The 24,387-nt window shown below is 68.6% G+C and carries 20 protein-coding genes and 1 tRNA gene; 8 read left to right on the top strand and 13 right to left on the bottom strand.

Annotated features, from left to right (window positions below; translation table 11 throughout):
• Positions 1-2: 2 nt before the first annotated feature.
• Positions 3-932 (bottom strand): alpha/beta fold hydrolase, encoded by a 930-nt coding sequence (locus H9L17_RS11445; protein ID WP_246455081.1) that lies wholly within the window; start codon positions 930-932, stop codon positions 3-5.
• Between the two features lie 191 nt (positions 933-1,123).
• Positions 1,124-1,633, bottom strand: coding sequence for an SRPBCC family protein (locus H9L17_RS11440; RefSeq protein WP_187569571.1), 510 nt, complete (start codon positions 1,631-1,633; stop codon positions 1,124-1,126).
• Between the two features lie 161 nt (positions 1,634-1,794).
• On the opposite strand from H9L17_RS11440, the gene metF reads away from it, so the two are divergent.
• Complete coding sequence (gene metF, locus H9L17_RS11435; RefSeq protein WP_187569570.1) at positions 1,795-2,616, top strand: methylenetetrahydrofolate reductase [NAD(P)H]; 822 nt, start codon at positions 1,795-1,797, stop codon at positions 2,614-2,616.
• Positions 2,617-2,656: 40 nt separating this feature from the next.
• Entirely contained in the window at positions 2,657-3,223 is a 567-nt protein-coding gene (locus H9L17_RS11430) for a hypothetical protein (RefSeq protein ID WP_187569569.1), read from the top strand.
• Between the two features lie 15 nt (positions 3,224-3,238).
• Here the strand turns inward: H9L17_RS11430 and H9L17_RS11425 are convergent, their stop codons facing one another.
• The 6 genes from H9L17_RS11425 to H9L17_RS11400 all read right to left on the bottom strand — a co-directional run bounded on the left by H9L17_RS11425 (position 3,239) and on the right by H9L17_RS11400 (position 10,284).
• Positions 3,239-4,339, bottom strand: coding sequence for a branched-chain amino acid aminotransferase (locus H9L17_RS11425; RefSeq protein ID WP_187569568.1), 1,101 nt, complete (start codon positions 4,337-4,339; stop codon positions 3,239-3,241).
• Between the two features lie 59 nt (positions 4,340-4,398).
• Entirely contained in the window at positions 4,399-5,709 is a 1,311-nt protein-coding gene (locus tag H9L17_RS11420; RefSeq protein WP_187569567.1) for a sensor histidine kinase, read from the bottom strand.
• A 611-nt stretch (positions 5,710-6,320) separates the two neighbouring features.
• On the bottom strand, positions 6,321-7,004 hold the full coding sequence (locus tag H9L17_RS11415; protein ID WP_187569566.1) for a response regulator transcription factor: 684 nt from the start codon (positions 7,002-7,004) through the stop codon (positions 6,321-6,323).
• A 203-nt stretch (positions 7,005-7,207) separates the two neighbouring features.
• The gene (gene rimK / locus H9L17_RS11410; RefSeq protein WP_187569565.1) at positions 7,208-8,122 is read right to left on the bottom strand and encodes a 30S ribosomal protein S6--L-glutamate ligase; all 915 of its coding nucleotides are present in this window, start codon (positions 8,120-8,122) and stop codon (positions 7,208-7,210) included.
• Positions 8,123-8,226: 104 nt separating this feature from the next.
• Positions 8,227-8,300: transfer RNA gene (locus H9L17_RS11405), tRNA-Gly, on the bottom strand.
• Between the two features lie 64 nt (positions 8,301-8,364).
• The gene (locus H9L17_RS11400) at positions 8,365-10,284 is read right to left on the bottom strand and encodes an autotransporter domain-containing protein (RefSeq protein WP_187569564.1); all 1,920 of its coding nucleotides are present in this window, start codon (positions 10,282-10,284) and stop codon (positions 8,365-8,367) included.
• Positions 10,285-10,534: 250 nt separating this feature from the next.
• On the opposite strand from H9L17_RS11400, the gene trmB reads away from it, so the two are divergent.
• Both trmB and H9L17_RS11390 read left to right on the top strand, forming a co-directional pair.
• Positions 10,535-11,269, top strand: coding sequence for a tRNA (guanosine(46)-N7)-methyltransferase TrmB (gene trmB / locus H9L17_RS11395; RefSeq protein ID WP_187569563.1), 735 nt, complete (start codon positions 10,535-10,537; stop codon positions 11,267-11,269).
• A 38-nt stretch (positions 11,270-11,307) separates the two neighbouring features.
• Positions 11,308-13,146 carry an SLC13 family permease gene (locus tag H9L17_RS11390; RefSeq protein ID WP_187569562.1) on the top strand — a complete coding sequence of 613 codons (1,839 nt, stop codon included), beginning with the start codon at positions 11,308-11,310 and terminating at the stop codon, positions 13,144-13,146.
• A 93-nt stretch (positions 13,147-13,239) separates the two neighbouring features.
• Here H9L17_RS11390 and H9L17_RS11385 read toward each other — a convergent pair whose 3' ends face one another.
• Positions 13,240-13,572 carry a hypothetical protein gene (locus H9L17_RS11385; RefSeq protein ID WP_187569561.1) on the bottom strand — a complete coding sequence of 111 codons (333 nt, stop codon included), beginning with the start codon at positions 13,570-13,572 and terminating at the stop codon, positions 13,240-13,242.
• A gap of 16 nt (positions 13,573-13,588) precedes the next feature.
• The gene (locus tag H9L17_RS11380; protein ID WP_425507335.1) at positions 13,589-13,963 is read right to left on the bottom strand and encodes a Rieske (2Fe-2S) protein; all 375 of its coding nucleotides are present in this window, start codon (positions 13,961-13,963) and stop codon (positions 13,589-13,591) included.
• A 70-nt stretch (positions 13,964-14,033) separates the two neighbouring features.
• Here H9L17_RS11380 and H9L17_RS11375 point away from each other — a divergent pair, with 70 nt between their 5' ends.
• The 4 genes from H9L17_RS11375 (at position 14,034) to H9L17_RS11360 (ending at position 16,983) form a co-directional block, all read left to right on the top strand.
• Positions 14,034-14,321, top strand: coding sequence for a hypothetical protein (locus H9L17_RS11375; RefSeq protein WP_187569559.1), 288 nt, complete (start codon positions 14,034-14,036; stop codon positions 14,319-14,321).
• Between the two features lie 15 nt (positions 14,322-14,336).
• A complete protein-coding gene (locus H9L17_RS11370) occupies positions 14,337-15,062 on the top strand; it encodes a fumarylacetoacetate hydrolase family protein (protein WP_187569558.1) in 726 nt (241 codons plus the stop codon).
• A 34-nt stretch (positions 15,063-15,096) separates the two neighbouring features.
• Positions 15,097-15,510, top strand: coding sequence for a large-conductance mechanosensitive channel protein MscL (gene mscL / locus H9L17_RS11365; protein WP_187569557.1), 414 nt, complete (start codon positions 15,097-15,099; stop codon positions 15,508-15,510).
• A gap of 81 nt (positions 15,511-15,591) precedes the next feature.
• Positions 15,592-16,983: a M28 family peptidase gene (locus H9L17_RS11360; RefSeq protein ID WP_187569556.1), complete on the top strand. Its 1,392-nt coding sequence runs from the start codon at positions 15,592-15,594 to the stop codon at positions 16,981-16,983.
• Between the two features lie 157 nt (positions 16,984-17,140).
• Here H9L17_RS11360 and aceE read toward each other — a convergent pair whose 3' ends face one another.
• The 3 genes from aceE to H9L17_RS11345 all read right to left on the bottom strand — a co-directional run bounded on the left by aceE (position 17,141) and on the right by H9L17_RS11345 (position 24,384).
• A complete protein-coding gene (gene aceE, locus H9L17_RS11355) occupies positions 17,141-19,831 on the bottom strand; it encodes a pyruvate dehydrogenase (acetyl-transferring), homodimeric type (protein ID WP_187569555.1) in 2,691 nt (896 codons plus the stop codon).
• Between the two features lie 117 nt (positions 19,832-19,948).
• On the bottom strand, positions 19,949-21,973 hold the full coding sequence (locus H9L17_RS11350; RefSeq protein WP_187569554.1) for a GGDEF domain-containing protein: 2,025 nt from the start codon (positions 21,971-21,973) through the stop codon (positions 19,949-19,951).
• Positions 21,974-22,083: 110 nt separating this feature from the next.
• Positions 22,084-24,384: an NADP-dependent malic enzyme gene (locus H9L17_RS11345; protein ID WP_187569553.1), complete on the bottom strand. Its 2,301-nt coding sequence runs from the start codon at positions 24,382-24,384 to the stop codon at positions 22,084-22,086.
• Positions 24,385-24,387: the final 3 nt, after the last annotated feature.

The following is a 24,387-nucleotide window of genomic DNA, read 5'->3' as shown; positions in this document are numbered from 1 at the left end:
GGTCAGTGCTTCGTATCCTGCACGGGCGAGGCGAGGAATTCGCGCACCTGCGCCTGCAGCCACTGCGGATCGTCCCACATCAGGAAATGGTAGCCCGTGCGGCTCACTTCGATGCGCACGTCGTGCAGCCCGGCGTACTGGGTGCGGAAGATGCTCGTGGTCATTTCCGGCGTGCCGCCCTGCGCCGCGTAGGCCGCCCACGCGGCCAGCACCAGCACCGGCGAGCGAATCGCGCCCAGCTGGCCGCGCAGGTCGGTGCTCATCAGTTCTGCCATCGCCTGCCCGACGGTGGCGCGGTCGCTGGCGACGCTCCAGTCGGCCACGGTGCCGACGCGCTCCGGCGTGCGCACCATGCCGCGCGCGGTCGCCTCGGACTGCGCGCGCCAGGCGTCGGCGCCGATGGACAGCAGCTGCGTGCGCATCCCCTCCACCATCGGCTTCATCATCTCGGCGGTGGCCGCCGGGTTCTGCGCCGCCGGCAGGAACGGCAGCGAATCGACGATGACCAGCGGCCCCAATTCCTCGGGCTTGGCGATGGCCATCTGCAGGGCCAGCACGCCGCCCAGGCTGTGGCCCATCACCGCCGGCTGGCGCAGGCCGCGCTTTTCGACGTAGCGCAGCAGGCGGTCGCGCATGCCTTCCATGAAGTGCGCCTCCTTCACCGGCGGCAGGCCGGCGAAGCCGGGCAGCTGCACGATGTGGCACTGCACCTGCGGCTGCAGGGCCGCGCAGGTCTCGCGCCAGACCTCGGCGCTGCTGCTCAGGCCGGGGATCATCAGCACCGGCCGGCCCTCGCCGACCACGTCCACGGCGATGCCTTCGGACGTCGGCGCCTCGGCGGCGCGGCTGGCGGGTGCGATCACGGCGGCCACCAGCAGGGCCAGCATCACGGCGGGAGAAAGCTTGCGGGAACACAGGATGTTGCGGGACATCGCCATCACTCCTTTCTGCGAGGGTCGGGATGGCGACAGGTTGGCGGCTGCCGCGGCGGCGCGGCAGGAAACATGACGAGCGGCCGCAGCGGCCGGGCAATGGCCGATGCGGCGGATGGACGGCGCGGCAAGCCGGGCGGCGGCGACGGATCGCTACCGCCCGTATCGCGACACGTCCGTTGCTTGATGGACTAGCTCTGCAAGCCCGCCACCTGCTCCGCGTACGCCTTGCGCGCCTGCACGAACAGGTCGAACGGGAACCGGATCGGCACGCCTTCCAACGCCGCCGCCAGCATCTCCAGATGCCCCTCGAAGCCGGCGCAGGCCTTGGCGGGGTCTTCTTCCTTCGGTACGCGCACGCCCAGTTCCAGTCGCGTGCCGCCGTCGCACGGATGCAGCTCCCAGCGCAGCGGACGCTGCGGCTGGCCGCCGCTGCTCCACGAATACTCCAGCAGGCGCCGCGGTTCGAACGCGGTGACCGCGCTGTCGATGACGATGCCGCTGTCGGCGAAGTCGATCCGCACCGCGCCGCCCTGCCGCCGTTCGATGACGCCCGGCGCCAGCCACTGCGCCATCGCCGCCGGCTCGACGAGCATCGCCCACACCTTCTCCGCATCGTGGCCGAATACGCGCTCCAGCCGGCCTTCGTAGCCGCTGCCGGCAAGCGCGATGCGCCCGCTCGGGATGCTGTCCTGATCCATGCGTTCTCTCCGGATTACGTCCTGCCGCTGTTGTAACGGCGCCGCCCTGTGCGCGCATTGACCCGCGTCATCCCGCGCACAAGGGCCTCGAATTTATATATATCGCTTCATCGCGAAAAAGAGATATATAATTCCCGCACCTCCGGAACACCACGACCGCGATGCTGCCGATCAGCTTCGAGTTCTATCCGCCCAAGACCGACGAACAGCACGCGCAGTTCGACCGCACCGTGCGCAAGCTCAAGGCATACGCGCCGCAGTTCATGTCGGTCACCTTCGGCGCAGGCGGCTCCACCCTCAGCCACACACCGGAGACCGTGCAGCGGCTGCGCGGCGAGCACGGCGTCACCGGCGTGCCGCACCTCACCTGCGTGGGCGGCAGCCGCGAGGAAATCCGCACCCTCCTCAAGCTGTACCGCGCGCTGGGCTGCGACCGCATCGTCGCGCTGCGCGGCGACCTGCCCTCGGGCATGGCCCGCAGCGGCGACCTGCGCTATGCCAACGAACTGGTGCAATTGATCCGCGACGAACACGGCGACCATTTCCACATCGAAGTCGCCGCCTATCCGGAAACCCATCCGCAGGCCGACGATGCACAGGCCGACCTGCGCCACTTCAAGGCCAAGGTGGACGCCGGCGCCAGCGGCGCGATCACCCAGTACTTCTACAACGCGGACGCCTACTTCCGTTTCGTCGAGGACGCCCGCGCGCTCGGCATCGACGCGCCCATCGTCCCCGGGGTGATGCCAATCGCCAACTTCAGCCAGCTGCGTCGCTTCTCCGAAGCCTGCGGCGCGGAGATCCCGCGCTGGATCGCCAAGCGCATGCAGGCGCACGGCGACGATGCCGAGGCGGTGCGCGAGTTCGCCGCCGACGTGGTGGCCGGGCTGTGCCGCCGCCTGATCGACGGCGGCGCGCCGGCGCTGCACTTCTACACGCTGAACCTCGCCAAGCCGACCCAGTCGATCCTGCAGCGGCTGTGACCCGATCGGCGGCCTCACGGCCTGCGTGTACCCTGCACGCATGCCGCGTTCCGTCGTCCTGACGCTCCTGTTCGCCCTCGCGCTGGCGCTGCCGCACGGGGCGGCGCGCGCGCAGGTCAGGCACTGCCTCGCGGCGGACGGCACACGGGTCTTCACCGACCGCCAGTGCGAGGATATCGGCGCCAGCGACTACCGCGCGCCGCCGGCGTCCGCCGATGCCGCCCGCGTCCCGCAGAACGTCTGCGCGCGCAGCGTGCAGGACCTCGCCTATGCGCTGGACGAGGCGATCCGCTCCGGCGACGCCAACCGCATCGCCGCGTTGTACGACTGGGCCGGCATGGGCACCGCCAACGCGTACCGGCTGATGGGCCGCCTGGACGCGATCGCGCGGCGGCCGCTGGTGGACGTGCAGCCGATGTACGCCGGCAATCGCGAAGACGAATACGGCTATGAAACGCCCGATCCCGCCGGGCAACCGGGCGAGGCGACCCGCAGGCCGCAGCTGGTCGGCCTGCGCGTGGAGCAGACGCTGAGCAACGGCAGCACGCCGTCGCACGCCGTGTTCGGCCTGCGACGGCACCTGGGATGCTGGTGGGTGCGCCTGTAGGCGAACCCGGCGCGCTTACCGCAACCTGACCAACCAGCCGTGACGGTCGGGCGCGCGGCCGTACTGGATGTCGGTCAGCTCCTGGCGGATCGCCATGGTGACCTCGCCGGCCGGCGCGTCGATGTCGCCGACCACGAAGCCCTTGCCCTTCAGCTCGCCGATCGGCGTGACCACCGCGGCGGTGCCGCAGGCGAACACCTCGCTGATCTCGCCCGAGGCCACGCCGTTCTTCCACTCGTCGATGGACACCTTGCGCTCCTCGACCTTCAGCCCGCGGTCGCGCGCCAGCTGCAGGATGCTGGAGCGGGTGATGCCTTCGAGGATGCTGCCGGACAGTTCCGGGGTGACGATGCGGCCGTCCCTGTAGACCAGGAACACGTTCATGCCGCCGAGTTCCTCGATGTACCTGCCCTCGACCGGATCGAGGAACAGCACCTGCGAGCAGCCCTGCGCATAGGCTTCCTGCTGCGGCAGCAGCGAAGCGGCGTAGTTGCCGCCGCACTTGGCCGCGCCGGTGCCGCCCTTGGCCGCGCGCGCGTAGTCCTCCGACAGCCAGATCGACACCGGCGCCACGCCCTTGGCGAAGTACGCGCCGGCCGGGCTGGCGATGACGTAATAGGACGCCGCCTGCGCCGCGCGCACGCCGAGGAAGGCTTCGCTGGCGATCATGAACGGACGGAAATACAGGCTGCTTTCCGGCGCCGACGGCACCCACTCGTGGTCGACGGCGACCAGCTGGCGCAGCGATTCGGTGAACTCGGCGACCGGCAGCTTCGGCAGCGCCAAGCGCTCCGCGGAACGCTGCAGGCGCGCGCCGTTGGCCTCGGGACGGAACGTCCAGATCGAGCCGTCGGCGTGGCGGTACGCCTTGATGCCTTCGAAGATTTCCTGGCCGTAATGCAGCACCGCCGCGGCCGGATCGAGCGCCAGCGGACCGTAGGCGCGCACCTGCGCGTCGTGCCAGCCCTTCGCCTTGTCCCACTGGATGGCGACCATGTGGTCGGTGAAGTACTTGCCGAAGCCGAGCTCGCCGGCGAGGAGCGCCGCGCGCTGTTCGGCGCTGCGGGCGTGGTCGGAAAGGGCGACCTGGTAGGCCAGCGATGCGGGGGCGTTCATGCGGAATCCTGTGGAGGGAGTTGCCCACGCATTATGCCGCCGATGGCGCCGGCATTGCCTCAGCCGAAGGTCAGCGTCGCCACCACGCCCTGCGTTTCGCCTGGTCGCACCCGCACGTCCCAGCCGTACAGCGCGCACAGCCGGCGCACGATCGACAGGCCGATGCCGCCGCCCTGCGAATGGCCCGCGTGGGTGCCGCGGTAGCCGCGGGTGAACAGCTTCGCAGCGTCCTCCTCGCTCAGGCCGGGACCGGAATCGATGACTTCCACCGCGCCGGCCAGCACCCGCACCACCACCTCGCCGCTGGGCGTGTACTTCACCGCGTTGCCGATCAGGTTGCCCAGCGCCACCGCCAGCGCCGAATCCGGCACGTCCAGCACCAGCGCCGGCTCGCCTTCCAGCTTCAGATCGATGGGCTTGCCGCCGAGCTGGGCGCGATGGCTGTCCAGCTGCTGCTGCGCCACCTTGACCACGTCGCACTGGCCGACCGCGCGCTCGTTGCGCGACAGCAGCAGCAACGCGCCGATCAGGTCGGTGCACTGCTGCTCGGCGCGCTGGATGCGCGACAGGCGGGTGCGGGCGCGCTCGTCCAGCTCGGGCCGGGCCAGCAGCAGTTCCACCGCGCCGCGGATCACCGCCAGCGGCGTGCGCAGCTCGTGGCTGACGTCGGCGTTGAACTCGCGGTCGCGCTGCACCACTTCGGTCAGGCGCTCGGCGTAGTCGTCCAGCGCCTTCGCCAGCTCGCCCACTTCGTCGTCGGGGAAATTCGGCGCCAGCGCCTCCGGCTCGGAGCTGTTGCCGGAACGCCGCAGCCGCTGCGCCAGGTCGGACACCGGCGCCATCACGCGCGAAGCCGACCACCAGCCAATCAGCAACGCCAGCAGGCTGAACACCAGAACGGCCAGAAGCAACCAGCGCGTCAACACGTCCGAGGTGGCGGCGGCATCGGTTACGTTGTACCGCACCAAGCTAGTGAAAGACTTGCCCGTTTGGCTTTTCCCGCGCAGAACCGCGACCTTGTACACCTGCACACGCCCGGAGGATTCCTCCTCGCGGATCTCATGGACACCCTTTTGTAGTCCACGGTAAAGCGGGTTGATCTTGTAGGCGTTGTCGTCGCTGAAGGTGCGCGCATCGAACATCAGGAAATAAGGCTGCCGATCCGGATGTGTCTCGACCTGCTGCACCAGGCTGGCGACTTCCCGTTGCAGGGTCTTCTCGATCAGCTGGTTCTCCAGCCTATTGCGCAGGTACAACATGGCGTACGCGAACAGCGCAGTCAGGCTGAAGCCGAGCAGCACGAAAGACGCGATGATGCGGGTACGCAACCGCCGCCGTTTTGGTCCCTCATGATTTTTTGACGTTCTCATTATGTGGACTTATGGCAAGGCCGGCACGCACGAACCACGCCACTTTAGATTAATAAATAAGTTCACGAGCCAAGGACTATTACCCAACCAAGTCAGCCTCGACACGACTACACCCACAGCAAAAAATCACCAAAATTCCAGCTTACAATTCGCAACGGAAAAAGCGGATAAAGACTTGTTTCCACAGCGATCGCAATATTATTTTTTCTCTTTATTTTGTAAAAACGATAACGGCCCATTTGGGCCGCTATCGAAAATCATAAAATCAAAATGGATTAGTACAGGAAGGCACCTCATGGCAATCACCATTCCAATACCACTTACCAAACCACCCCAGGTCAATGCTTTTCATGGTACAAATTGTACATGGCGCTGCCGCTGACCATGCTGAAGACGCTGCACCAAGCCCCAGCCCCACCACCAACATAACGGCACCTAACTTCTTCATATTCCCTCCCTGCTTTGCTGAAAAAAACTGCACCCCTCGATACGAAGTTTATTCCGCATCGATAGGATTTACTCTATACGAGAAGGAGGAAACAGCACAAGCGCAATTCGGTGATTCGCGGCAGGCACCAATGAGCACGAAAACAAGCATTTGATGCGATGCATCAATCGCCCGCATCGGGCGCGGCGATCCTGTAGCCGATGCCGTGGCGGGTCTGGATCATCGGCTTGCCGAACGGCTTGTCCACCGCCGCGCGCAGGCCGTGGATGTGCACGCGCAGCGAATCCGAATCCGGCAGTTCCTCGCCCCACACCCGGTTCTCCAGGTCCTGCCGGGTCACCACCGCCGGCGAGGCTTCCATCAGCGCCTGCAGGATCTTCAGCGCGGTGGGATTGAGCTGGATGAGTTTCCCCTCGCGATGCACTTCCAGCGTGTCGAGGTTGTATTCCAGCTCGCCCACGTTGAGCACCCGCGCCGGCAGGCCGCGCCCGCGCCGCGCCAGCGCGTTGAGGCGCACGTTCACCTCCTGCAGCGCGAACGGCTTGATCAGGTAGTCGTCGGCGCCGGAGTCGAAGCCGGCCAGCTTGTTCTCCAGCGAATCGCGCGCGGTCAGCATCAGCACCGGGGTCTGCTTGCGCGCGTCGGCGCGCAGCTTGCGGCAGACCTCCAGGCCGTCCATGCCGGGCAGGTTGAGGTCGAGCACGATGGCGTCGAAGTCGTGCACCACCGCCAGGTGCAGGCCGGTGATGCCGTCGGCGGCGAAGTCGACGGTGTGGCCGCAGTCCTCCAGGTAGTCGCCCAGGTTGGCGGCGATGTCGGGGTTGTCCTCGATGACCAGAATGCGCATGCGTCGTTCCAGATGGCGGCGTCAGCCGGCTAAGACCGGCGCGCCCGGCGGCGGTTCCCCGATTCTTGCACAGCGGGCCGTGCAGGGAGCGCGGACAACAAAAGGCCCGGGCAAGACGCCCGGGCCGAAGTCACATGCTGCCCTGCATGTTTCGCTGCGGGGGAAGTACAGCGAACCACGCGGCCATCCTGCGCGCCGCGCGATTAAGAATCCGTCAAATCCGCGTTGCGCTTGCGTTGCGTCGATGCGCCCTGCGCCGCCACGTGCTCGATCACCGCGCCGGCGACGTCGACCCCGGTCACGGTTTCGATGCCCTCCAGCCCCGGCGACGAGTTGACCTCCAGCACCAGCGGGCCGCGCGTGCTGCGGATCAGGTCCACGCCGGCAACGCCCAGCCCGAGGATGCGCGCCGCGCGCACCGCCGTTTCCGCTTCGGCGCGGGTCGGCCGCACCTTCTTCGCGCTGCCGCCGCGGTGCAGGTTGGAGCGGAAGTCGCCCTTCGGCGCCTGCCGCCGCATCGCCGCGACCACCCGGTCGCCGACCACGAAGCAGCGCAGGTCCGCGCCCTTGGCCTCGGCGATGAACTCCTGCACCAGGAAGTTGGCGTACAGGCCGCGCAGGGTTTCGATGGCCGCGCGCGAGGCCGACGGCTTCTCGGTCAGCATCACCCCCGCGCCCTGGGTGCCCTCGTTGAGCTTGATGACGTGCGGGGCCGGGCCCAGCATCGCCAGCAGGTCGCCGGTGTCGTCCGGGTTGTCGCCGAACACCGTCACCGGCAAGCCGATGCCCTCGGCGGCCAGCACCTGGTGGCAGCGCAGCTTGTCGCGCGCGCGGGCGATCGCCGCCGCGCTGTTGGGGCTGTAGCAGCCCATCAATTCGAACTGGCGCAGCACCGCGCAGCCGTAGCGGGTCACCGACGCGCCGATGCGCGGCACCACCGCGGCGTAGCCGGCCAGCGGCTTGCCCTTGTAGCGCATGTCGAAGCCGTCGCTGCTGATCCGCAGGTAGCAGCGCAGCGGGTCGAGCACCCGCACGCTGTGGCCGCGCTCGCGCGCCGCCTCCACCAGCCGGCGGGTGGAATAGAGCTTGCCGTTGCGGGAAAGGATGGCGAGTTTCATCGCGAATGGCCCGTGCGTGCGCCGCTGCCGGCAATGCCCATCATCGGCATCGCCAACGGAAAGGGCGACATCCATGTGGATGCCGCCCTGTGTTTCCATCGTCTTGGAGCGGGTGATGGGAATCGAACCCACGTTAGCAGCTTGGGAAGCTGCAGTTCTACCATTGAACTACACCCGCGAGGCCGGCAAGTCTATGCCGGCGGCGGTGCGGGACGCAATGCGCGTCCCGCCCGCCGCTGCCGTCAGAACGCGCCGCCGAAGGTGACGAACACGCTGGTGTCGCTGCCGCCCATCTGTTCCACCGTCACGTTGGCGCCGGCGGTCACGTCCAGGCCCAGCAGCTTGGTGCGCACGCCCAGACCGACGGTGCCGTAGCTGTCGTCGAAGGCCACGCCCGGCACCGCGTAGGGCAGCGTGCCAGGCATCGACAGCGACTGCGCCCACGCCTGCGCCGGCGCGTCCTCGAACTCGCGGTCCCAGGTCAGGCGCATGTACGGGCGGAGGTGCTCGCTCATGGCGTAGCTGACCTGCCAGCCGGCGCTGCCGATCAGCGAATCGACGTCCTGCTTGGGATAGGCCAGCGCGGTGGACTGCGTGCTGTTCTCGGCGTAGCCGTCGACGCTGATCTTCTGCGCCAGCAGGCTCAGCACCGGGCCGTGCTGCCAGGCGCCGTGGCTGAAGTTCCAGCCGACGCTGGCGCCGGCGCTGAAGTTGTCGCCGTCCGGCGAGCCGTTGTGGGTGCGGCTGGCCTGGCCGAGGACGACCTGGCGGTCCACCTTGTAGCCCAGCTTGGTCCAGCTCAGCTGGCCGTTGGCCCACAGGCCGTCGCCGGTCCAGCCGACGAAGCCGCCGACGCTGGAATCGGTCTGGCGGAAGTCGCCGCGGCGGTAGCCGAAGTCGACGTCCTGCCGGCCGTAGCCCGCGAACGCGCCGTACATCAGGTTGCCGCTGCGCCAGCCGATGCCGAACGAGCCGGTGCCTCCGATGCCGTCGAAGCCGGTGGACTTGACGAAGCGCTGCTGCTGGCCGCGCAGGTCGGCCCACCAGTGCATGCCGTCGCCTTCCGCCGAAGCGATGCCGGCGGCGGCGCCATCGACCATCGCCGCGCGCGCGCGGCCGGTGGTGGTGGCCGAGCGCGGCAGCAGCGAAATCATGCGCGGGCCGTCGATCACCGAGATCGCGAAATCGGCCAGCGCCTCGTGCGCGGCGGTGGTCGGATGCACGCCGTCGGCGAACAGGTAGCTGCTGGCGCTGCCGGGCACGCTGGACAGCGCGGTGCAGAACAGCGAGGAATCGCCCGCGGGCGCCGGCTGCGGCAGGCAGGCCTGGCCGGTGACGTTGGTCAGGCCGAACGCCGACGGGTTGTCCACCACTTCATGCAGGAAGTGGAAGGTATCGAGCGGGATGACGCTCACGTTGGCGGTCGCCAGGCCGCCGAACAGCGCGTCGTTGTAGGCGGTGGTCAGCGAAGTGCCCAGCGCCTGCGCAGCCGCGCCCTGGCTGATGTAGGACGGCGTCATGCCCAGGTCGGGAACGTTCGGCACCAGGATGTACTGCGCGCCGGCGGCGTTCAGCGCGCCGATCATGCCGGCCTGCGCGGTGACGGCCTGCCCCACCACCGCCTGCGCGGCAGCCTGCGCCTGCTGCATCGAACCGCCGCCGCCCAGGGTCGCCTGGAACACGCCGGTGGCGTAGAAGAGATCGTTGGCGCCGCCCCAGACGGTGTAGAGCGCGCCCGGGTCGACGGTGTTGCCGGCGCCCAGGTAGGCCTGGTACTGCGCGGTCAGCGACGGGGTGAGCCCCAGCCCGCCGACGGTGGTGGTGCCGGTGCGCGCGCCGCCCACCGCCCAGTTGTCGCCGCTGCCGGCGGTCGGGGTGGCGGTGGTGTTGCCGGTCCAGGCCGGCGCGGCGTTGCCGCCGTAATAGCTCGCCAGGTGCTGCGACCAGACGTAGCCCGGGTTGGTGGTGAACTGGCCGATGATCGAGCCGTTCGGGCCGAGCATCTGGGTGAGCAGCGGGCGGAAATAGCCGCCGTCGGTCAGGCTGTCGCCGAAGAACACGGTGCTGGTGAAGGGCGAAGACGGCGCGGTCTGCGCCAGGGCAGGCATCGCGACCACGGCCAGGGCGGCGGACAGCAGGGTCCGGCGGAACAGGGTTTTCATCGGCATCCTCGGAGAAGTGTTGTTGTCTTGAATTGTTGTTGTCGTGTTGCGGGCTGATCCGACACTTGATCGATGGCCGGCCCGCTTCGCCGTACGCCAGCGAATGGCGGGATCGTTTCATGAAATCATAACGATCTCACGCTGCGCTGCGTCAGAGCCGCCGCAACCGGGCGACAATACGCGCCCCGACCTTCATGCTTGCGAAGGCGGCGCCCGCCTCGCGCGCCGCCCACCGGACGAGACCGCCCATTTGACCGACCCGTTCTCCAGCAGCGGCGCCAAGGCGCCGCCCAAGCCGTTCACCGTCACCGAGGGCGTGCGCAAGGTGCGCAGCTTCGTGCTGCGCCAAGGCCGCTTCACCGACGCCCAGCAGCGCGCCTTCGACGAGCTGTGGCCGCGCTTCGGCCTCGACTACGCCGGCGCGCCGCGCGATTTCGACGCCGCCTTCGGCCGCAAGGCGAAGCGCATCCTCGAAATCGGCTTCGGCAACGGCGAGGCGCTGCGTCATTCCGCGCAGCGCGATCCGGCCCGCGACCACATCGGCGTCGAAGTGCACGCGCCGGGCGTCGGCCGCCTGCTCAACGCGCTGGCGGAAGACGGCGCGGACAACGTCCGCCTCTACCACCACGACGCGGTGGAAGTGCTGGAGCACGAAGTCGCCGACGGCTCGCTGGACGAGGTGCGCATCTACTTCCCCGATCCCTGGCACAAGAAGCGTCACCACAAGCGCCGGCTGGTGAACCCGGAGTTCGCCGCGCTGCTGGTGCGCAAGCTCGCGTCCGACGGGCGCTTGCACCTCGCCACCGATTGGCGGGAGTATGCGGAGCAGATGTGGGACGTGCTCGACGCCACCGTCGGATTGACCAACGCCGCCGGCCCGCGCGGCCACGTGCCGCGTCCCGAATGGCGGCCGCAGACCCACTTCGAGACGCGCGGGCAGAAGCTGGGGCACGGCGTCTGGGATCTGCTGTACAACCGCAGCTGAGCCGCCGGGCACTCAAGTAAGGACACCGACGACGCCTGATGGACACCACCCTCACCCTCACCAACGACATGCTGCTGGTGCTGGGCCTGGTGGCGTTCACCATGGCGATGTTCCTGTTCGAGCGCATCCGCGCCGACGCCGCCGCGCTGATCGTGCTGGTGGTGCTGGGCCTGACCGGGCTGGTGGCGCCCGAGGACATCTTCGGCGGCTTCTCCTCGGACGCGGTGATGAACGTCATCGCCACCATGATCCTGGGCGCGGGGCTCGACCGCACCGGCGCGCTCAACCGCCTGGCCAGCTGGCTGCTGCGCCACGCGCACGGCATCGAGCAGCGGCTGTTGCTGCTGTCCTCGGCGGTGGCCGGCATCAACTCGGCCTTCATGCAGAACACGTCGGTCACCGCCCTGTACCTGCCGGTCGCCTCGCGGCTCTCCGCGCGCACCGGCGTGGCGTTGTCGCGGCTGCTGATGCCGATGTCGGCGGCGATCATCATGGGCGGCAGCCTGACCATGGTCGGCAACTCGCCGCTGATCCTGCTCAACGACCTGCTGGTGTCGGCGAACGCCAACATGCCGTCCGGCGCGGCTTCGCTGCAGCCGTTGAAGATGTTCGCGCCGCTGCCGATCGGCCTGGTGCTGCTGGCCGCGTCGCTGGCCTACTTCCATTTCTTCGGCGACCGCCTGCTGCGCGAGAGCACCGACGACGCGGTCACTCCCGCCCGCACCGACAGCTACTTCGCCCGCGCCTACGGCCTGGAAGGCGACATCCACGAACTCACCGTCACCGCCGACAGCCCGCTGGTGGGCATGAGCGTGGGCGACGCCGAATCGCAGGTCGGCGCGCCGCTGCTGCTGGCGCTGCAGACCGGCAGCGAATCGCGGCTGGCGCCGCCGGCGGACACCCGCATCTGGGTCGGCAGCGTGCTCGGCGTGATGGGCGAACGCCAGCAGATCGCCGACTTCGCGCAGAAGAACTTCCTGCGCGCATCGGCGCGGCTGCGCGCGTTCGCCGACCTGTTCAACCCCAGCCGCGCCGGCATCTCCGAGGCGGTGGTGCCACCCACTTCCGGCTTCATCGGCAAGCCGCAGGCGCAGCTGCGGCTGCGCCAGCAGTTCGGCCTGAGCCTGCTGGCGATCAACCGCGACAAGCAGGTGCTGCGCGAGGACGTGCGCAACATCCCGATCCGCGCCGGCGACATGCTGGTGCTGCACAGCATCTGGACCGACCTCGCCGAGGCCGCTCGCAGCCGCGACTTCGTGGTGGTCACCGACTACCCGAAGGGCGAGCAGCGCCCGCACAAGTTCAAGATCGCGATGGCGATCTTCGCGGTGAGCATGCTGCTGGCGCTGTCCTCGCGCATCCCGACCTCGATCGCGCTGATGACCGGCGTGGCCGGCATGCTGGTGACCGGCGTGCTGAAGATGGACGAGGCCTACGCGGCGATCAGCTGGAAGACCGTGTTCCTGATGGCCTGCCTGATCCCGCTGGGCTGGGCGATGGATTCCAGCGGCGCGGCGGCGTGGGTCGCCGGGCACAGCATCGAGCGCCTGCCGGAAGGGATGCCGCCGTGGCTGATCGAAATCGCGCTGGCGCTGTTCACCACCGCGTTCTCGATGGTGATCAGCCACGTCGGCGCGACCATCGTGCTGGTGCCGCTGGCGATCAACCTGGCGCTGGCGGTGGGCGGCAATCCCACCGCGTTCGCGCTGATCGTAGCGCTGTCGGCCTCCAACAACTTCGTCACCGCGTCCAACCCGTCGGTGTCGATGATCACCGGCCCGGCCGGCTACAGCGCGCGCGACATGTGGCGCTCGGGCGGCCCGCTGACGCTGCTCTACACCGCCGTCATCGTGGTGATGATCAACCTGATGTTCTGAAGCGCCGGATGGGTGGTGCAACCCGCGCATCCTGAAAGCACCCGCGTCCGAATCCCGCGAGCCGAGGCCGCGCCGTCGGCGCCTGCCGGATGCCTACAGGCAGACCCCGCCCCGGCCGAGCCTGTACGACGCCAGCTTCCGCTGCCCATCGAGCGTTATGCGGATTTGCGTAAACGTGCGGGCGCACGGGATGTGCGGCCAGCGGGTGTCGATGCCCGGCGCAAGCAGGATGATGTCGGTCGAGCCATCGGAGGCCCTGCCGAGCTCGTGCGATCCGGCCCACGACAGGATCTGCGCTTCCGTCATGCCCGGCTTCAGGCGCGCGTAGGCTTCGACTTCGAAGAAGTCCTGCTGGTCTTTTTCGGCGCGCGAAGCGGAGCAGCCGGCGAGCATCGACGCGAGAAAAAGCGCCAGCGCGAGTTTCATGCGGTCCGCCTGCCCATCAGCCGGACGCCGGCACCGCCGCATCCAGCCAGACCTGCCCGTCGGCCACATGCACCGGCACCGCGCGCAGGCAGTCGCCGCGGCAGGGGCCGGCCACGCAGTCGCCGTTGCCCAGCTCGAAGGTGGCGCCGTGCACCGCGCACACCAGTTCGCCGGTCTTGCTGCGCAGGAACTTGCCGGGCGCGAAATCCAGCCGGCGGCCGGCGTGCGGGCAGACGTTCAACCAGGCGCGCACCGCGCCGTCCGGGGCGCGATAGAGGATCAGCGATTCGGTTTCGCCGTCGATGCCGGCTTCGCATTCGTGCAGGCCGTCCGGCGGCAGCGCGTCCAGCGGCGCCAGCGCCGCCGCTGCCGGATTTAACGAACTGCTCACAACTGCCCCGCCGGTTCTGCCGATACTGCGCCGCATTGTGTCACGCCGTTGCAACCTCCAGGGCCGCCAGATGTCGATCTTCCAGCACCACGCCTTCCGCCGCTTCCGCACCTTCGCCTTCAGCGCGCCGCGCCGTCCGCGCCACCCGCTGCTGCGGATCGCGCTGGGCGTGGTCGGCATCGCCCTGCTGCTGGCGCTGGTGGTGCTGGGCGTGTTCGTCGGCGCGGCGATGCTGGCCGGCGGCATGCTGTGGCGGCTGTGGGCACAGCGCGGCAAACCCGCCGCTGGCGCACGCCGCGGCAGCATCGACGGCGACTACCACGTCGTCGGCAAGGCGCAGCTGCCGCTGGCGCGCTGACCGGAGGCGCGTCCGATGGACGTGATTCCCGCCGCGGCCACGCCGCGCATTCCCGTGATCGATCGCGCCGGCAAGACGCTCGGCGCGTTCCCGGTGCGCCGCATCTACTGCGTCGGCCGCAACTTCGCCGACCACGCGCGCGAAATGGGCGCGGCGGCGCCGGCCTCGAAGGCCGAGCGCGGCAATCCCGTGTTCTTCATGAAACCCGCCGACGCCATCGTCGTCGACGGCGTCGTCCCCTACCCGCCGGGCACGTCCGACCTGCACCACGAGGTCGAACTGGTGGTGGCGCTGGGCGTCGACGCGCCCGCCGACGAGCTTGCGGTCGATGCCGCTTCGTCGCTGGTGTTCGGCTACGCCGTCGGCCTCGACCTCACCCGCCGCGACCTGCAGGCCGCCGCCAAGGCCAAGGGCCTGCCGTGGGATACCGGCAAGGGCTTCGACCATTCCGCGCCGGTCGGCCCGCTGCTGCCGGCAGGCGAACTCGGCGCGCTGGACGCGTTGCCGATCTCGCTCGACGTCAACGGCGAACGCCGCCAGCAGTCCACGCTGGACCAGCTGATCTGGAACGTGCCGGAGATCCTGCACGAACTGTCGAAGCTGTACGCGCTGCGCGCCGGCGACTTGGTGTTCATGGGCACGCCCGCCGGCGTCGCCGCATTGCAGCCGGGCGACGCCTTCCATGCGCGCATCAGCGATGCGCTTGCGCTGCAAGGCCACATCGCGCCGGCGAACGGTTAATCTTCCGCCACACACCACTTCGACGGAGCGGCCGATGGGCATGATGACCGAGTTCAGGGAATTCGCGATGCGCGGCAACGTGATCGACCTCGCCGTGGGCGTGGTGATCGGCGGCGCGTTCGGCAAGATCGTCACCGCGCTGGTGGACAAGGTGATCATGCCGCCCATCGGCCTGCTGATCGGCGGCGTGGATTTCTCCAAGCTCGCCATCACCCTCAAGGCCGCCAGCGTGGACGCCGCCGGCCAGGAAGTGCCGGCGGTGGTGCTGGCCTACGGCGAGTTCATCAACGCGGTCATCCAGTTCGTGATCGTCGCCTTCGCCATCTTCATGGTGGTGAAGGGCATCAACAAGCTGCACCGGAAGCCCGAGGACGCGCCGGCCGCGCCCGCCGAGCCGTCGGAAGAGATCCTGCTGCTGCGCGACATCCGCGATTCGCTCAGGAAATAACCGCCCGGCGACTTCCGGCACGGGACAACGGCGGGGCCGCGGGCCATACACTCGCGGTTTCCCTTCTGCCGGAGCCTGCCGATGCGCACCACCGTCCTCGCCGCCGCCCTCGCCCTGCTGGTCGCCGCGCCGCTGCACGCCGCGCAACCCACCCGCATTCCCGACGCCGCGCTGAAGCAGGCCGCCACGCTGCGCGACGCCGTGCTCAAGGACGACACCGCCTGGAAGGTGACCGAATCGCTGACCACCGAGGTCGGCCCGCGCCCGGGCGGCAGCGAGGCCGACGCGCGCGCCGTCGAATGGGCCAAGGCCAAGTTCAAGGCGCTGGGCTACGACAAGGTATGGACCGAGCCGGTGACCTTCCCGAAGTGGGTACGCCACAGCGAATCCGTGCAGGTGCTGGGTGCGCACGCGCAGCCGCTGCGCGTGGCCGCACTGGGCGGCAGCGTCGGCGGCACGGTGGAAGGCGAAGTCGTGCGCTTCCCCGACCTGGCCGCGCTGGAAGCCGCGCCGGACGGCTCGCTGGCCGGCAAAATCGTCTTTGTCGATTACCACATGCAGGCGCGCCGCGACGGCAGCGACTACGGCAACAGCGGCCGCGTGCGCTGGGGCGGGCCGTCGCTGGCGATCCATAAGGGCGCGGTCGGCTTCCTGATGCGCTCGGCCGGCACCGACACCTCGCGCGCGCCGCATACCGGCGGCACCCGCTACGAGGACGGCTTGAAGCCGATCCCGGCCGCCGCGCTGTCCACCATCGACGCCGAGCAGCTGGCGCGGCTGGTCGCGCTCGGCCCGATCCGCGTGAAGCTGGCGCTGGACTGCGGCTGGGACGGCGAATACACCTCGCAGAACGTGATCGGCGAAATCACCGGCAGCAAGCGCCCGCAGGAAGTCGTGCTGATCGGCGGCCACCTGGACTCCTGGGACTACGGCACCGGCGCGATCGACGACGCCGCCGGCGTCGCCATCACCATGGCGGCCGGCGCGCTGATCAAGCCGCTGAAGCCGGCGCGCAGCATCCGCGTGGTCGCCTTCGCCAACGAGGAACAGGGCCTGTGGGGCGGCCGCGCCTACGCGGACAAGCACGCGGGCGACGTCGCCAACCACGTCATGTCGGTGGAAAGCGATTTCGGCGCGGGCCACATCTACGGCTTCGACTCCAGCGCGCGCGACCTGCAGCCGGCCGCGCTGGCGCAGATCCAGCAGGTGCTGGCGCCGCTGGGCATCGAGTGGATGCCGGGCAAGGGCGAGCCGGAATCCGACATCGGCCCGCTGACCCAGCGCGGCATGGCCTGGGCGTGGCTGGGCCACGACGGCACCCATTACTTCGACCTCCACCACAACGCCGAGGACACCCTCGACAAGATCGACCCGAAGGACCTGGCGCAGAACACCGCGGCGTATGCGGTGTTCACCTGGCTGGCGGCGCAGGCGGAAGGCGGCTTCGGCAGCGCGCCGAAGGCGGCGGAATAACGCGCGAACGACACATTGAAAGCAGCATTGGACGCGGATAAAGGCGGATAAAGCGATCCGCGTTCATCCGCGTCGAAAAAAGACACGCGCAATTCACGAAGCGCATCACGAAGAAGGCGGCCACTGGCCGCCTTTTTCGTTGCGCATCTTCCGACGCTTACGCCAGCAGCGGATTCGGCTTGTCGGTATCCAGCTTGTAGAGCTTGAGCGCGCGCGCCACGTCCTTGGCGGTGAGCTTGCCTTCGGCCGCCAGCGCGGCGACCGCCGCATGGGCGACGTAGTAGCGATCCACTTCGAAGTGGCGGCGCAGGTTCTCGCGGGTGTCGCTGCGGCCGTAGCCGTCGGTGCCCAGCACGCTGTAGCGCATCGGCACGTACTCGCGGATCTGGTTGGCGAACGCGCGCACGTAGTCGGTGGCGGCGATGGCCGGGCCCTGGCGGCCTTCCAGCTGCTGCGTGACCCACGGCTTGCGCGCGGCCTTGGCTTCCGGATGGAAGCGGTTCCAGCGCTCGGCGTCGGCGCCGTCGCGGGCCAGCTCGGTGAAGCTGGGGCAGGACCAGATGTCGGCCTTGATGCCGAAGTCGGCGTCCAGCAGGTCGGCGGCCGCGATCACCTCGCGCAGGATGGTGCCGCTGCCCAGCAGCTGCACGCGCAGTTCGCCCTTCTTGCCCTTGCCGGCGTCCTTCAGCAGGTACATGCCCTTGACGATCCCTTCCTCGCTGCCGGCCGGCATTTCGGGATGGGTGTAGTTCTCGTTCATCAGGGTGATGTAGAAGTACTCGTCGTGCTGCTCGGCCAGCATCCGCTGCATGCCGTACTGCACCAGCACCACCACTTCGTAGGCGAAGCTCGGGTCGAAGCTGCGCACGTTCGGGATCAGCCCGCTCTGGATGTGCGAATGGCCGTCCTCGTGCTGCAAACCTTCGCCGTTGAGCGTGGTGCGGCCGGCGGTGCCGCCCAGCACGAAGCCGCGCGCGCGCATGTCGCCGGCCTGCCAGGCGAAGTCGCCGACGCGCTGGAAGCCGAACATCGAGTAGTAGATGTAGAACGGCAGCATCTGCAGATCGTTGCTGCTGTAGCTGGTGGCCAGCGCCATCCAGCTGGCGAACGCGCCGGCCTCGGTGATGCCTTCCTCCAGCACCTGCCCCGCCGCGTCCTCGCGGTAGAACATCAGCTGGTCGGCGTCCACCGGCTTGTACTTCTGGCCCTGCGGCGCGTAGATGCCGAGCTGGCGGAACAGGCCTTCCATGCCGAAGGTGCGCGCCTCGTCGGCCACGATCGGCACGCAGCGCGGGCCGACCTGCTTGTCGCGCAGGATGATGTTGAACATCTGCACGAACGCCATCGTGGTGCTGATCTCGCGCTCGCCGGTGGACTTCAGCAGGCGCTCGAAGGTCGCCAGCGGCGGCACTTCCAGCGGCGCGCTGGCCTTGCGCCGGCGCGCCGGCAAGTGGCCGCCCAGCGCGGCGCGGCGATCGCGCATGTACTGCATTTCCGGCGACTTTTCGTCCGGGCGATAGAACGGCACGTCGCCGTCCTTGAGCTGGTCGTCGCTGATCGGCAGCTGGAAGCGGTCGCGGAACGCGCGCACCGCGTCGTTGTCCAGCTTCTTGGTCTGGTGGGTGGGATTGAGCGCCTCGCCGGCGCTGCCCATGCCGTAGCCCTTCACCGTCTTGGCGAGGATCACGGTGGGCTGGCCGGCGGTCTTCATCGCCGCGTCGTAGGCCGCATAGACCTTGTGCGGGTCGTGGCCGCCGCGGTTCAGGCGCCAGATGTCGTCGTCGCTCAGGCTGGACACCATCGCCAGCGTCTCCGGCGACTTGCCGAAGAAATGCTCGCGCGTGTACGCGCCGCCGAAGGCCTTGCAGTTCTGGTACTCGCCGTCGACGGTCTCCATCATGATCCGGCGCAGTTCGCCGCTGGTGTCCTTGGCCAGCAGCGGATCCCAGTAGCTGCCCCAGATGGTCTTGATGACGTTCCAGCCGGCGCCGCGGAACTGGCCTTCCAGCTCCTGAATGATCTTGCCGTTGCCGCGCACCGGGCCGTCCAGGCGCTGCAGGTTGCAGTTGATGACGAAGACCAGGTTGTCCAGGCCTTCGCGGCCGGCCACGCCAATTGCGCCCAGCGATTCCGGCTCGTCCGTCTCGCCGTCGCCCATGAAGCACCAGACCTTGCGGTTGGTCTTCGGCATCAGCCCGCGCGCTTCCAGATACTTCCAGCTGCGCGCCTGGTAGATCGCGGCCAGCGGGCCCAGGCCCATGCTCACGGTGGGGGTCTGCCAGAAGTCCGGCATCAGCCAAGGATGCGGGTAGCTGCTGATGCCGCGGCCGTCCACTTCCATGCGGAAGCTGTCCAGCTGCGATTCGCTGATGCGGCCTTCGAGGAAGGCGCGCGAGTAGATGCCCGGCGAGCTGTGGCCCTGGATGTAGAGCAGGTCGCCCGGATGGTCGGCGCTGGGCGCGCGCCAGAAATGGTTGAAGCCGACGTCGTACAGGGTGGCGGAGCTGGCGAAGCTGGCGATGTGGCCGCCCAGCGAACCCGGCTTGCGGTTGGCGCGCACCACCATCGCCATCGCGTTCCAGCGGATGATGGAGCGGATCCGCCATTCCAGGTGCGCATCGCCCGGCATCGCCGGCTCCAGATGCGCGGGGATGGTGTTGACGTAGGCGGTGGTCGGCGCGAACGGCAGGTGCGCGCCGGCGCGGCGGGTCAGCTCCACCATGCCTTCCAGCAGCTGGTGCGCGCGCTGCGCGCCGTCGTGGTCGATGACCGCTTTCAGCGACTCGATCCACTCCCGCGATTCCTGCGGATCGGGATCGTTCTGCAGCATTTCGTTGAGCCAGTTCATCGCGCGCTCCGTCATTCGTCGAACGGCGAGTCTAGCAAGCGCGGAGCGCCGCGTGATGTTGCAGCGCAACTCGAATTATGTTTTACCCGGGCAATTAACTTCAAGCGCCCGAATTCGTCAGAAAGTTCCGATTGGCGCGGCCTCCTGCGACTCTTCGCCGCCTGCGTGCCGCGGCCCGAGCGGGCCAGTCACGATTTCCAGCACCAATTTGCCGGCCGTGCTGGCGGCCACCAAGTTCTGGCCGAGTGCTGCGGCGTCCAGGTCCGGAGTCGCACCGCCCACGCAGACGGCCTGGTTGCGGCCGCTCAGCTTGGCCCGGTACAGCGCCAGGTCGGCCAACTGGACCAGCGATTCGAAATCGGCGGTGCTGCCGAACGGCGACGCCACGCAGCCGGCCGAAGCAGTCACCGTGACCGCCGCCCCGCCCACCGCCACGGGCACGTCGGCAAGCGCGTGCAGCATGCGTCCCGCCAGCATCGGCAGCGCGCCGGCCTGCACGTTGGGCAGCAACAGCAGGAACTCTTCGCCGCCCCAGCGCACCACCGCGTCCTGCATGCGCAGCAATCCGCGCAGGCGTTTCACCACTTCCACCAGCACCTGGTCGCCGGCGGCATGGCCGTAGGTATCGTTGATGTGCTTGAAGAAATCGATGTCCAGCAGCACCAGGCCCAAGGCGGGCGGCTCGCCGGGCGCGGCTGCGCGCAGCGCCTCGGCGTGGCGCGCCAGCAGGTTATGCCCCTGGCGGCGGTTGAACGCGTCGGTGAGTGGATCGTGCGTGGACTGTTCGGCCAGCACCGCGACGTCGTCGGACAGCCGGCGGTTAGCGCTGCGCACTCGCTTGAGCCACTGCACCAGCACCACCGCGGCCAGCGCCAGCGCCAGCGCCAACGCGGCCCACAACCGGCGTTGCCAGGCTTGCACGGACAGCTGCGCCTCCTTGACCCGGTTGGTGGCCGCCAGCTGTTCGATCTCGCGCTGGCGCTTTTCGGCGGAGTAACGTTCCTGCAGCTCCAGCACCGCCTTGTCGCGTTCCTGCCGGGTCACTTCACGCTGCAGGGACTCCAGCTTGCGCAGCTCGGCCAGCGCCTCGCGATAGCGCCCCGCGAACTCCAGGATGCCCGCCAATTCCTGGGTAACGCCGATCACATCGACGGGCATGCCCTTGCGCTCGGCGATGGCGATCGCCTCGCGCACATTGGAGATACCGCCGTCGACATCGCCCAAGTGCGCTCTCGCCACGCCGGCATTGGTGCGCGAGAACATCAAGCCCAATGCGTCGTCCATTTGCAGCGCCAACGCTTCGGCACTCCGCGCGTAGTCCAGCGCTTGGCGATAGTCCTCTTTCCGCAGCCAGTAGTCGGCCAGGTTGGACAGCAGGACGATCCGGTTCGCGGCCGTATCCGGGGCGTCGCCCGCACGTTCCAAGCCGCGCAGATAGGCCTGCAATTGACGCTGGGTCTGCCCGCTCAGGGAATAGGTGAAGCCGAGATTAAGCTGGCTCTCCGTCATCAGCCGCCGCGAACCGATCCGCTCGCCCAGTGCGTAGGCTTCGCGACCGTAAGCCTCGGCCCGCGCGTAATCGCCCAAGTAGCCGTTGAAGGTGGTCAACAGGTTGAGCGCGACGATGCGATCGGCGATGTAGCCCAGCCGCCTTGCAAGCTCCATGGCCGGAACGACTTCGGCGACCCCTTGAGCGAAGAGGCCCTGCTGCCGGTATTGCCGTCCGCGCAGCAAATGCAGTCGCAGCAACTGTTCCGCGCTCGCCCCGGTGGCATCGACACCGGCCAGGATCCGCGCAGCCTCGTCGGTATCGCGCCGGGAGAATGCAAGTCGCGCCCGAGTCATTCGCGCATCCAGCGTACAGGAACGGCAGTCCTCGCGGGCCGCCATCGCCTCCAGGTGCTCCAGCGCCTCGCGCGCCGCCGCCGACAAAGACGGCTTGCGCTCCAGGTCGAAGCTGGCAAATTCACCAAGGGCTGCGTAATAGCGATGACGCTTCGCCAGCGGCGCCTCTGCGCCGGGCCGGTCGTCGGCCGCCTGAAGCCGCGTCACCGCATCGGCGACCGAGGAATACCCATTGACGTGCAGGTCACGAACGACCGTGTCAAACCGTTCCCCTGCCCGCGCGGGCAGGGTGAGCATCAACAGCGGCAACAGAACCCATCGAGGAAAACGCCACATATGCCGAGTATCGGCAGTTTCGCGGGGAATTTCGGGAATCCTGTTGCAAAAACGCAACGAACCTGTACAGCTCAGCCGTTCCGGGCCCGCATCTCCCCGCGGATCTGTGCGTCCACCGCCACGATCGCGGTCATGTTGACCACCCGGCGCGAGGACGAGGCCGGGGTCAGGATGTGCGCCGGCTGGTCCAGGCCCATCAGGATCGGGCCGATGGCGACGCCGCCGGTGGCGACGCGGATCAGGTTGTAGCCGATGTTGGCGGCGTCCAGGTTCGGCATCACCAGCAGGTTGGCGCGACCACGCAGCGTGGTGTTGGGGAACATGCGCAGGCGCAGCGCCTCGTCCCAGGCGGTGTCGGCCATCATCTCGCCGTCCACTTCGAGCTTGGGCGCGCGCTTGCGCAGGATCTGGTAGGCCTGCGCCATCTTCTTCGCGCTGGCGTCAGTGTGGCTGCCGTAGTTGGAGTGCGACAGCAGCGCCACCTTCGGCTCGATGCCGAACAGCTTGAGCCGGAACGCCGCCTGCAGCGTCGCCTCGGCGATCTGCTCGGCCGACGGGTCCAGCTGCACGTGGGTATCGAGGAAGAACCACGCGCCGGCGTCGTTGATCACGCCGGTCATCGCCGCCGTGCCGGTGACGCCCGGCTCGAAGTCGAACACGCTGCGCAGGTAGCCCAGCTTCTTGTGGTAGCGGCCGACCAGACCGGTGATCAGCGCGTCGGCCTCGCCCCGCTCCACCATCAGCGCGGCGATCAGGGTCGGGCGCGAGCGCAGCAGATTCTTGGCCGCGTCCGGGGTGACGCCGCGACGCTCGGTCAGCGCGTGGTACTGGCGCCAGTAGTCGTCGAAGCGCGGGTCGTCGTTGATGTTGGTCAGCTCGAAATCCACGCCGGCGCGCATGCGCAGGCCGAGCTTCTCGATGCGGCTTTCGATCACTTCCGGGCGGCCGATCAGGACCGGGAACGCCAGCCCCTCGTCGATCACCGTCTGCACCGCCTGCAGCACCACGAATTCCTCGCCCTCCGCGTACGCCACGCGCTTGCGGTCGGCGCGGGCGCGCTCGTACGCCGGCTTCATCATCAGGCTGGTGCGGTGGATGAACTGGCCGAGCTTCTCGCGGTACGCGCCGATGTCGGCCAGCGGGCGCTCGGCCACGCCGGATTCCATCGCCGCCTGCGCCACCGCCGGCGCCAGCATGGTCAGCAGGCGCGGGTCGAACGGACGCGGGATCAGGTACTCGCGGCCGAAGGTCGGCACCTCGCCGCCGTAGGCCGCGCCGAGGTCGGAGGCTTCCTTGCGCGCCAGCGCGGCGATCGCGCGCACGCAGGCCAGCTTCATCGCCTCGTTGATCTGGGTCGCGCCCACGTCCAGCGCGCCGCGGAAGATGTAGGGGAAGCAGACCGCGTTGTTGACCTGGTTCGGGTAGTCGGAGCGGCCGGTGGCGATGATCGCGTCCGGACGCACCGCCTTGGCGTCCTCCGGCAGGATTTCCGGGTAGGGGTTGGCCAGCGCCAGGATGATCGGGTTGGCCGCCATCGTGGCGACCATCTCCGGCTTGAGGATGCCGCCGGCGGACAGGCCCAGGAACACGTCGGCGCCGTCGACGATTTCGGCCAGCGTGCGCTTGCCGGTGTCGCGCGCGTAGCGGGCCTTGTCCGGGTCGAGGTGTTCGCGGCCGGTGTGGATCACGCCCTCGCGGTCGAAGGCCAGGATGTTTTCGGGCTTCACGCCCAGCGCCACCAGCATGTCCAGGCAGGCGATGCCGGCCGCGCCGGCGCCGGTGGTGGCCAGCTTCACCTGGCCGATGTCCTTGCCCGCCACTTCCAGCGCGTTCAGCACGGCCGCGCCGACGATGATCGCGGTGCCGTGCTGGTCGTCGTGGAACACCGGGATCTTCATCCGCTCGCGCAGCTTGCGCTCGACGATGAAGCACTCCGGCGCCTTGATGTCTTCGAGGTTGATGCCGCCGAAGGTCGGCTCCAGGCTGGCGATGATGTCCACCAGCTTGTCCGGGTCGCGCTCGCTGATCTCCAGGTCGAACACGTCGATGCCGGCGAACTTCTGGAACAGCACGCCCTTGCCTTCCATGACGGGTTTGCCGGCCAGCGGGCCGATGTCGCCCAGGCCCAGCACCGCGGTGCCGTTGGAAATCACCGCCACCAGGTTGCCGCGCGCGGTGTATTCGCTGGCCTTGGCCGGATCGGCGGCGATCTCCTCGCAGGCGAACGCCACGCCTGGCGAATACGCCAGCGCCAGGTCGCGCTGGGTCACCATCGGCTTGGTGGCCGTGACCTTGATCTTGCCCTTGGGCGCGTGGCGGTGGTAGTCGAGGGCGGCCTGCTTCAGGTCGTCGTTGGCGGGGGTATCTGACATCGA

It is taken from the genome of Thermomonas brevis, assembly GCF_014395425.1.
In the GTDB taxonomy this organism is placed as follows: domain Bacteria; phylum Pseudomonadota; class Gammaproteobacteria; order Xanthomonadales; family Xanthomonadaceae; genus Thermomonas; species Thermomonas brevis.
Note: the sequence above shows the minus strand (reverse complement) of the source record. Positions and strands in the feature narration are given on the sequence as shown.

What these genes read in the sequence shown, in the direction of transcription:
- H9L17_RS11385 (WP_187569561.1), bottom strand. Translation starts at nt 13,572, where the DNA reads ATGAAACTCGCGCTGGCGCTTTTTCTCGCGTCGATGCTCGCCGGCTGC.
- H9L17_RS11415 (WP_187569566.1), bottom strand. Translation starts at nt 7,004, where the DNA reads ATGCGCATTCTGGTCATCGAGGACAACCCCGACATCGCCGCCAACCTG.
- mscL (WP_187569557.1), top strand. Translation starts at nt 15,097, where the DNA reads ATGGGCATGATGACCGAGTTCAGGGAATTCGCGATGCGCGGCAACGTG.
- H9L17_RS11350 (WP_187569554.1), bottom strand. Translation starts at nt 21,973, where the DNA reads ATGCTCACCCTGCCCGCGCGGGCAGGGGAACGGTTTGACACGGTCGTT.
- H9L17_RS11445 (WP_246455081.1), bottom strand. Translation starts at nt 932, where the DNA reads ATGTCCCGCAACATCCTGTGTTCCCGCAAGCTTTCTCCCGCCGTGATG.
- H9L17_RS11420 (WP_187569567.1), bottom strand. Translation starts at nt 5,709, where the DNA reads ATGAGAACGTCAAAAAATCATGAGGGACCAAAACGGCGGCGGTTGCGT.
- H9L17_RS11375 (WP_187569559.1), top strand. Translation starts at nt 14,034, where the DNA reads ATGTCGATCTTCCAGCACCACGCCTTCCGCCGCTTCCGCACCTTCGCC.
- H9L17_RS11360 (WP_187569556.1), top strand. Translation starts at nt 15,592, where the DNA reads ATGCGCACCACCGTCCTCGCCGCCGCCCTCGCCCTGCTGGTCGCCGCG.
- H9L17_RS11425 (WP_187569568.1), bottom strand. Translation starts at nt 4,339, where the DNA reads ATGAACGCCCCCGCATCGCTGGCCTACCAGGTCGCCCTTTCCGACCAC.
- H9L17_RS11370 (WP_187569558.1), top strand. Translation starts at nt 14,337, where the DNA reads ATGGACGTGATTCCCGCCGCGGCCACGCCGCGCATTCCCGTGATCGAT.
- H9L17_RS11400 (WP_187569564.1), bottom strand. Translation starts at nt 10,284, where the DNA reads ATGAAAACCCTGTTCCGCCGGACCCTGCTGTCCGCCGCCCTGGCCGTG.
- H9L17_RS11430 (WP_187569569.1), top strand. Translation starts at nt 2,657, where the DNA reads ATGCCGCGTTCCGTCGTCCTGACGCTCCTGTTCGCCCTCGCGCTGGCG.
- aceE (WP_187569555.1), bottom strand. Translation starts at nt 19,831, where the DNA reads ATGAACTGGCTCAACGAAATGCTGCAGAACGATCCCGATCCGCAGGAA.
- H9L17_RS11440 (WP_187569571.1), bottom strand. Translation starts at nt 1,633, where the DNA reads ATGGATCAGGACAGCATCCCGAGCGGGCGCATCGCGCTTGCCGGCAGC.
- rimK (WP_187569565.1), bottom strand. Translation starts at nt 8,122, where the DNA reads ATGAAACTCGCCATCCTTTCCCGCAACGGCAAGCTCTATTCCACCCGC.
- H9L17_RS11390 (WP_187569562.1), top strand. Translation starts at nt 11,308, where the DNA reads ATGGACACCACCCTCACCCTCACCAACGACATGCTGCTGGTGCTGGGC.
- H9L17_RS11345 (WP_187569553.1), bottom strand. Translation starts at nt 24,384, where the DNA reads ATGTCAGATACCCCCGCCAACGACGACCTGAAGCAGGCCGCCCTCGAC.
- metF (WP_187569570.1), top strand. Translation starts at nt 1,795, where the DNA reads ATGCTGCCGATCAGCTTCGAGTTCTATCCGCCCAAGACCGACGAACAG.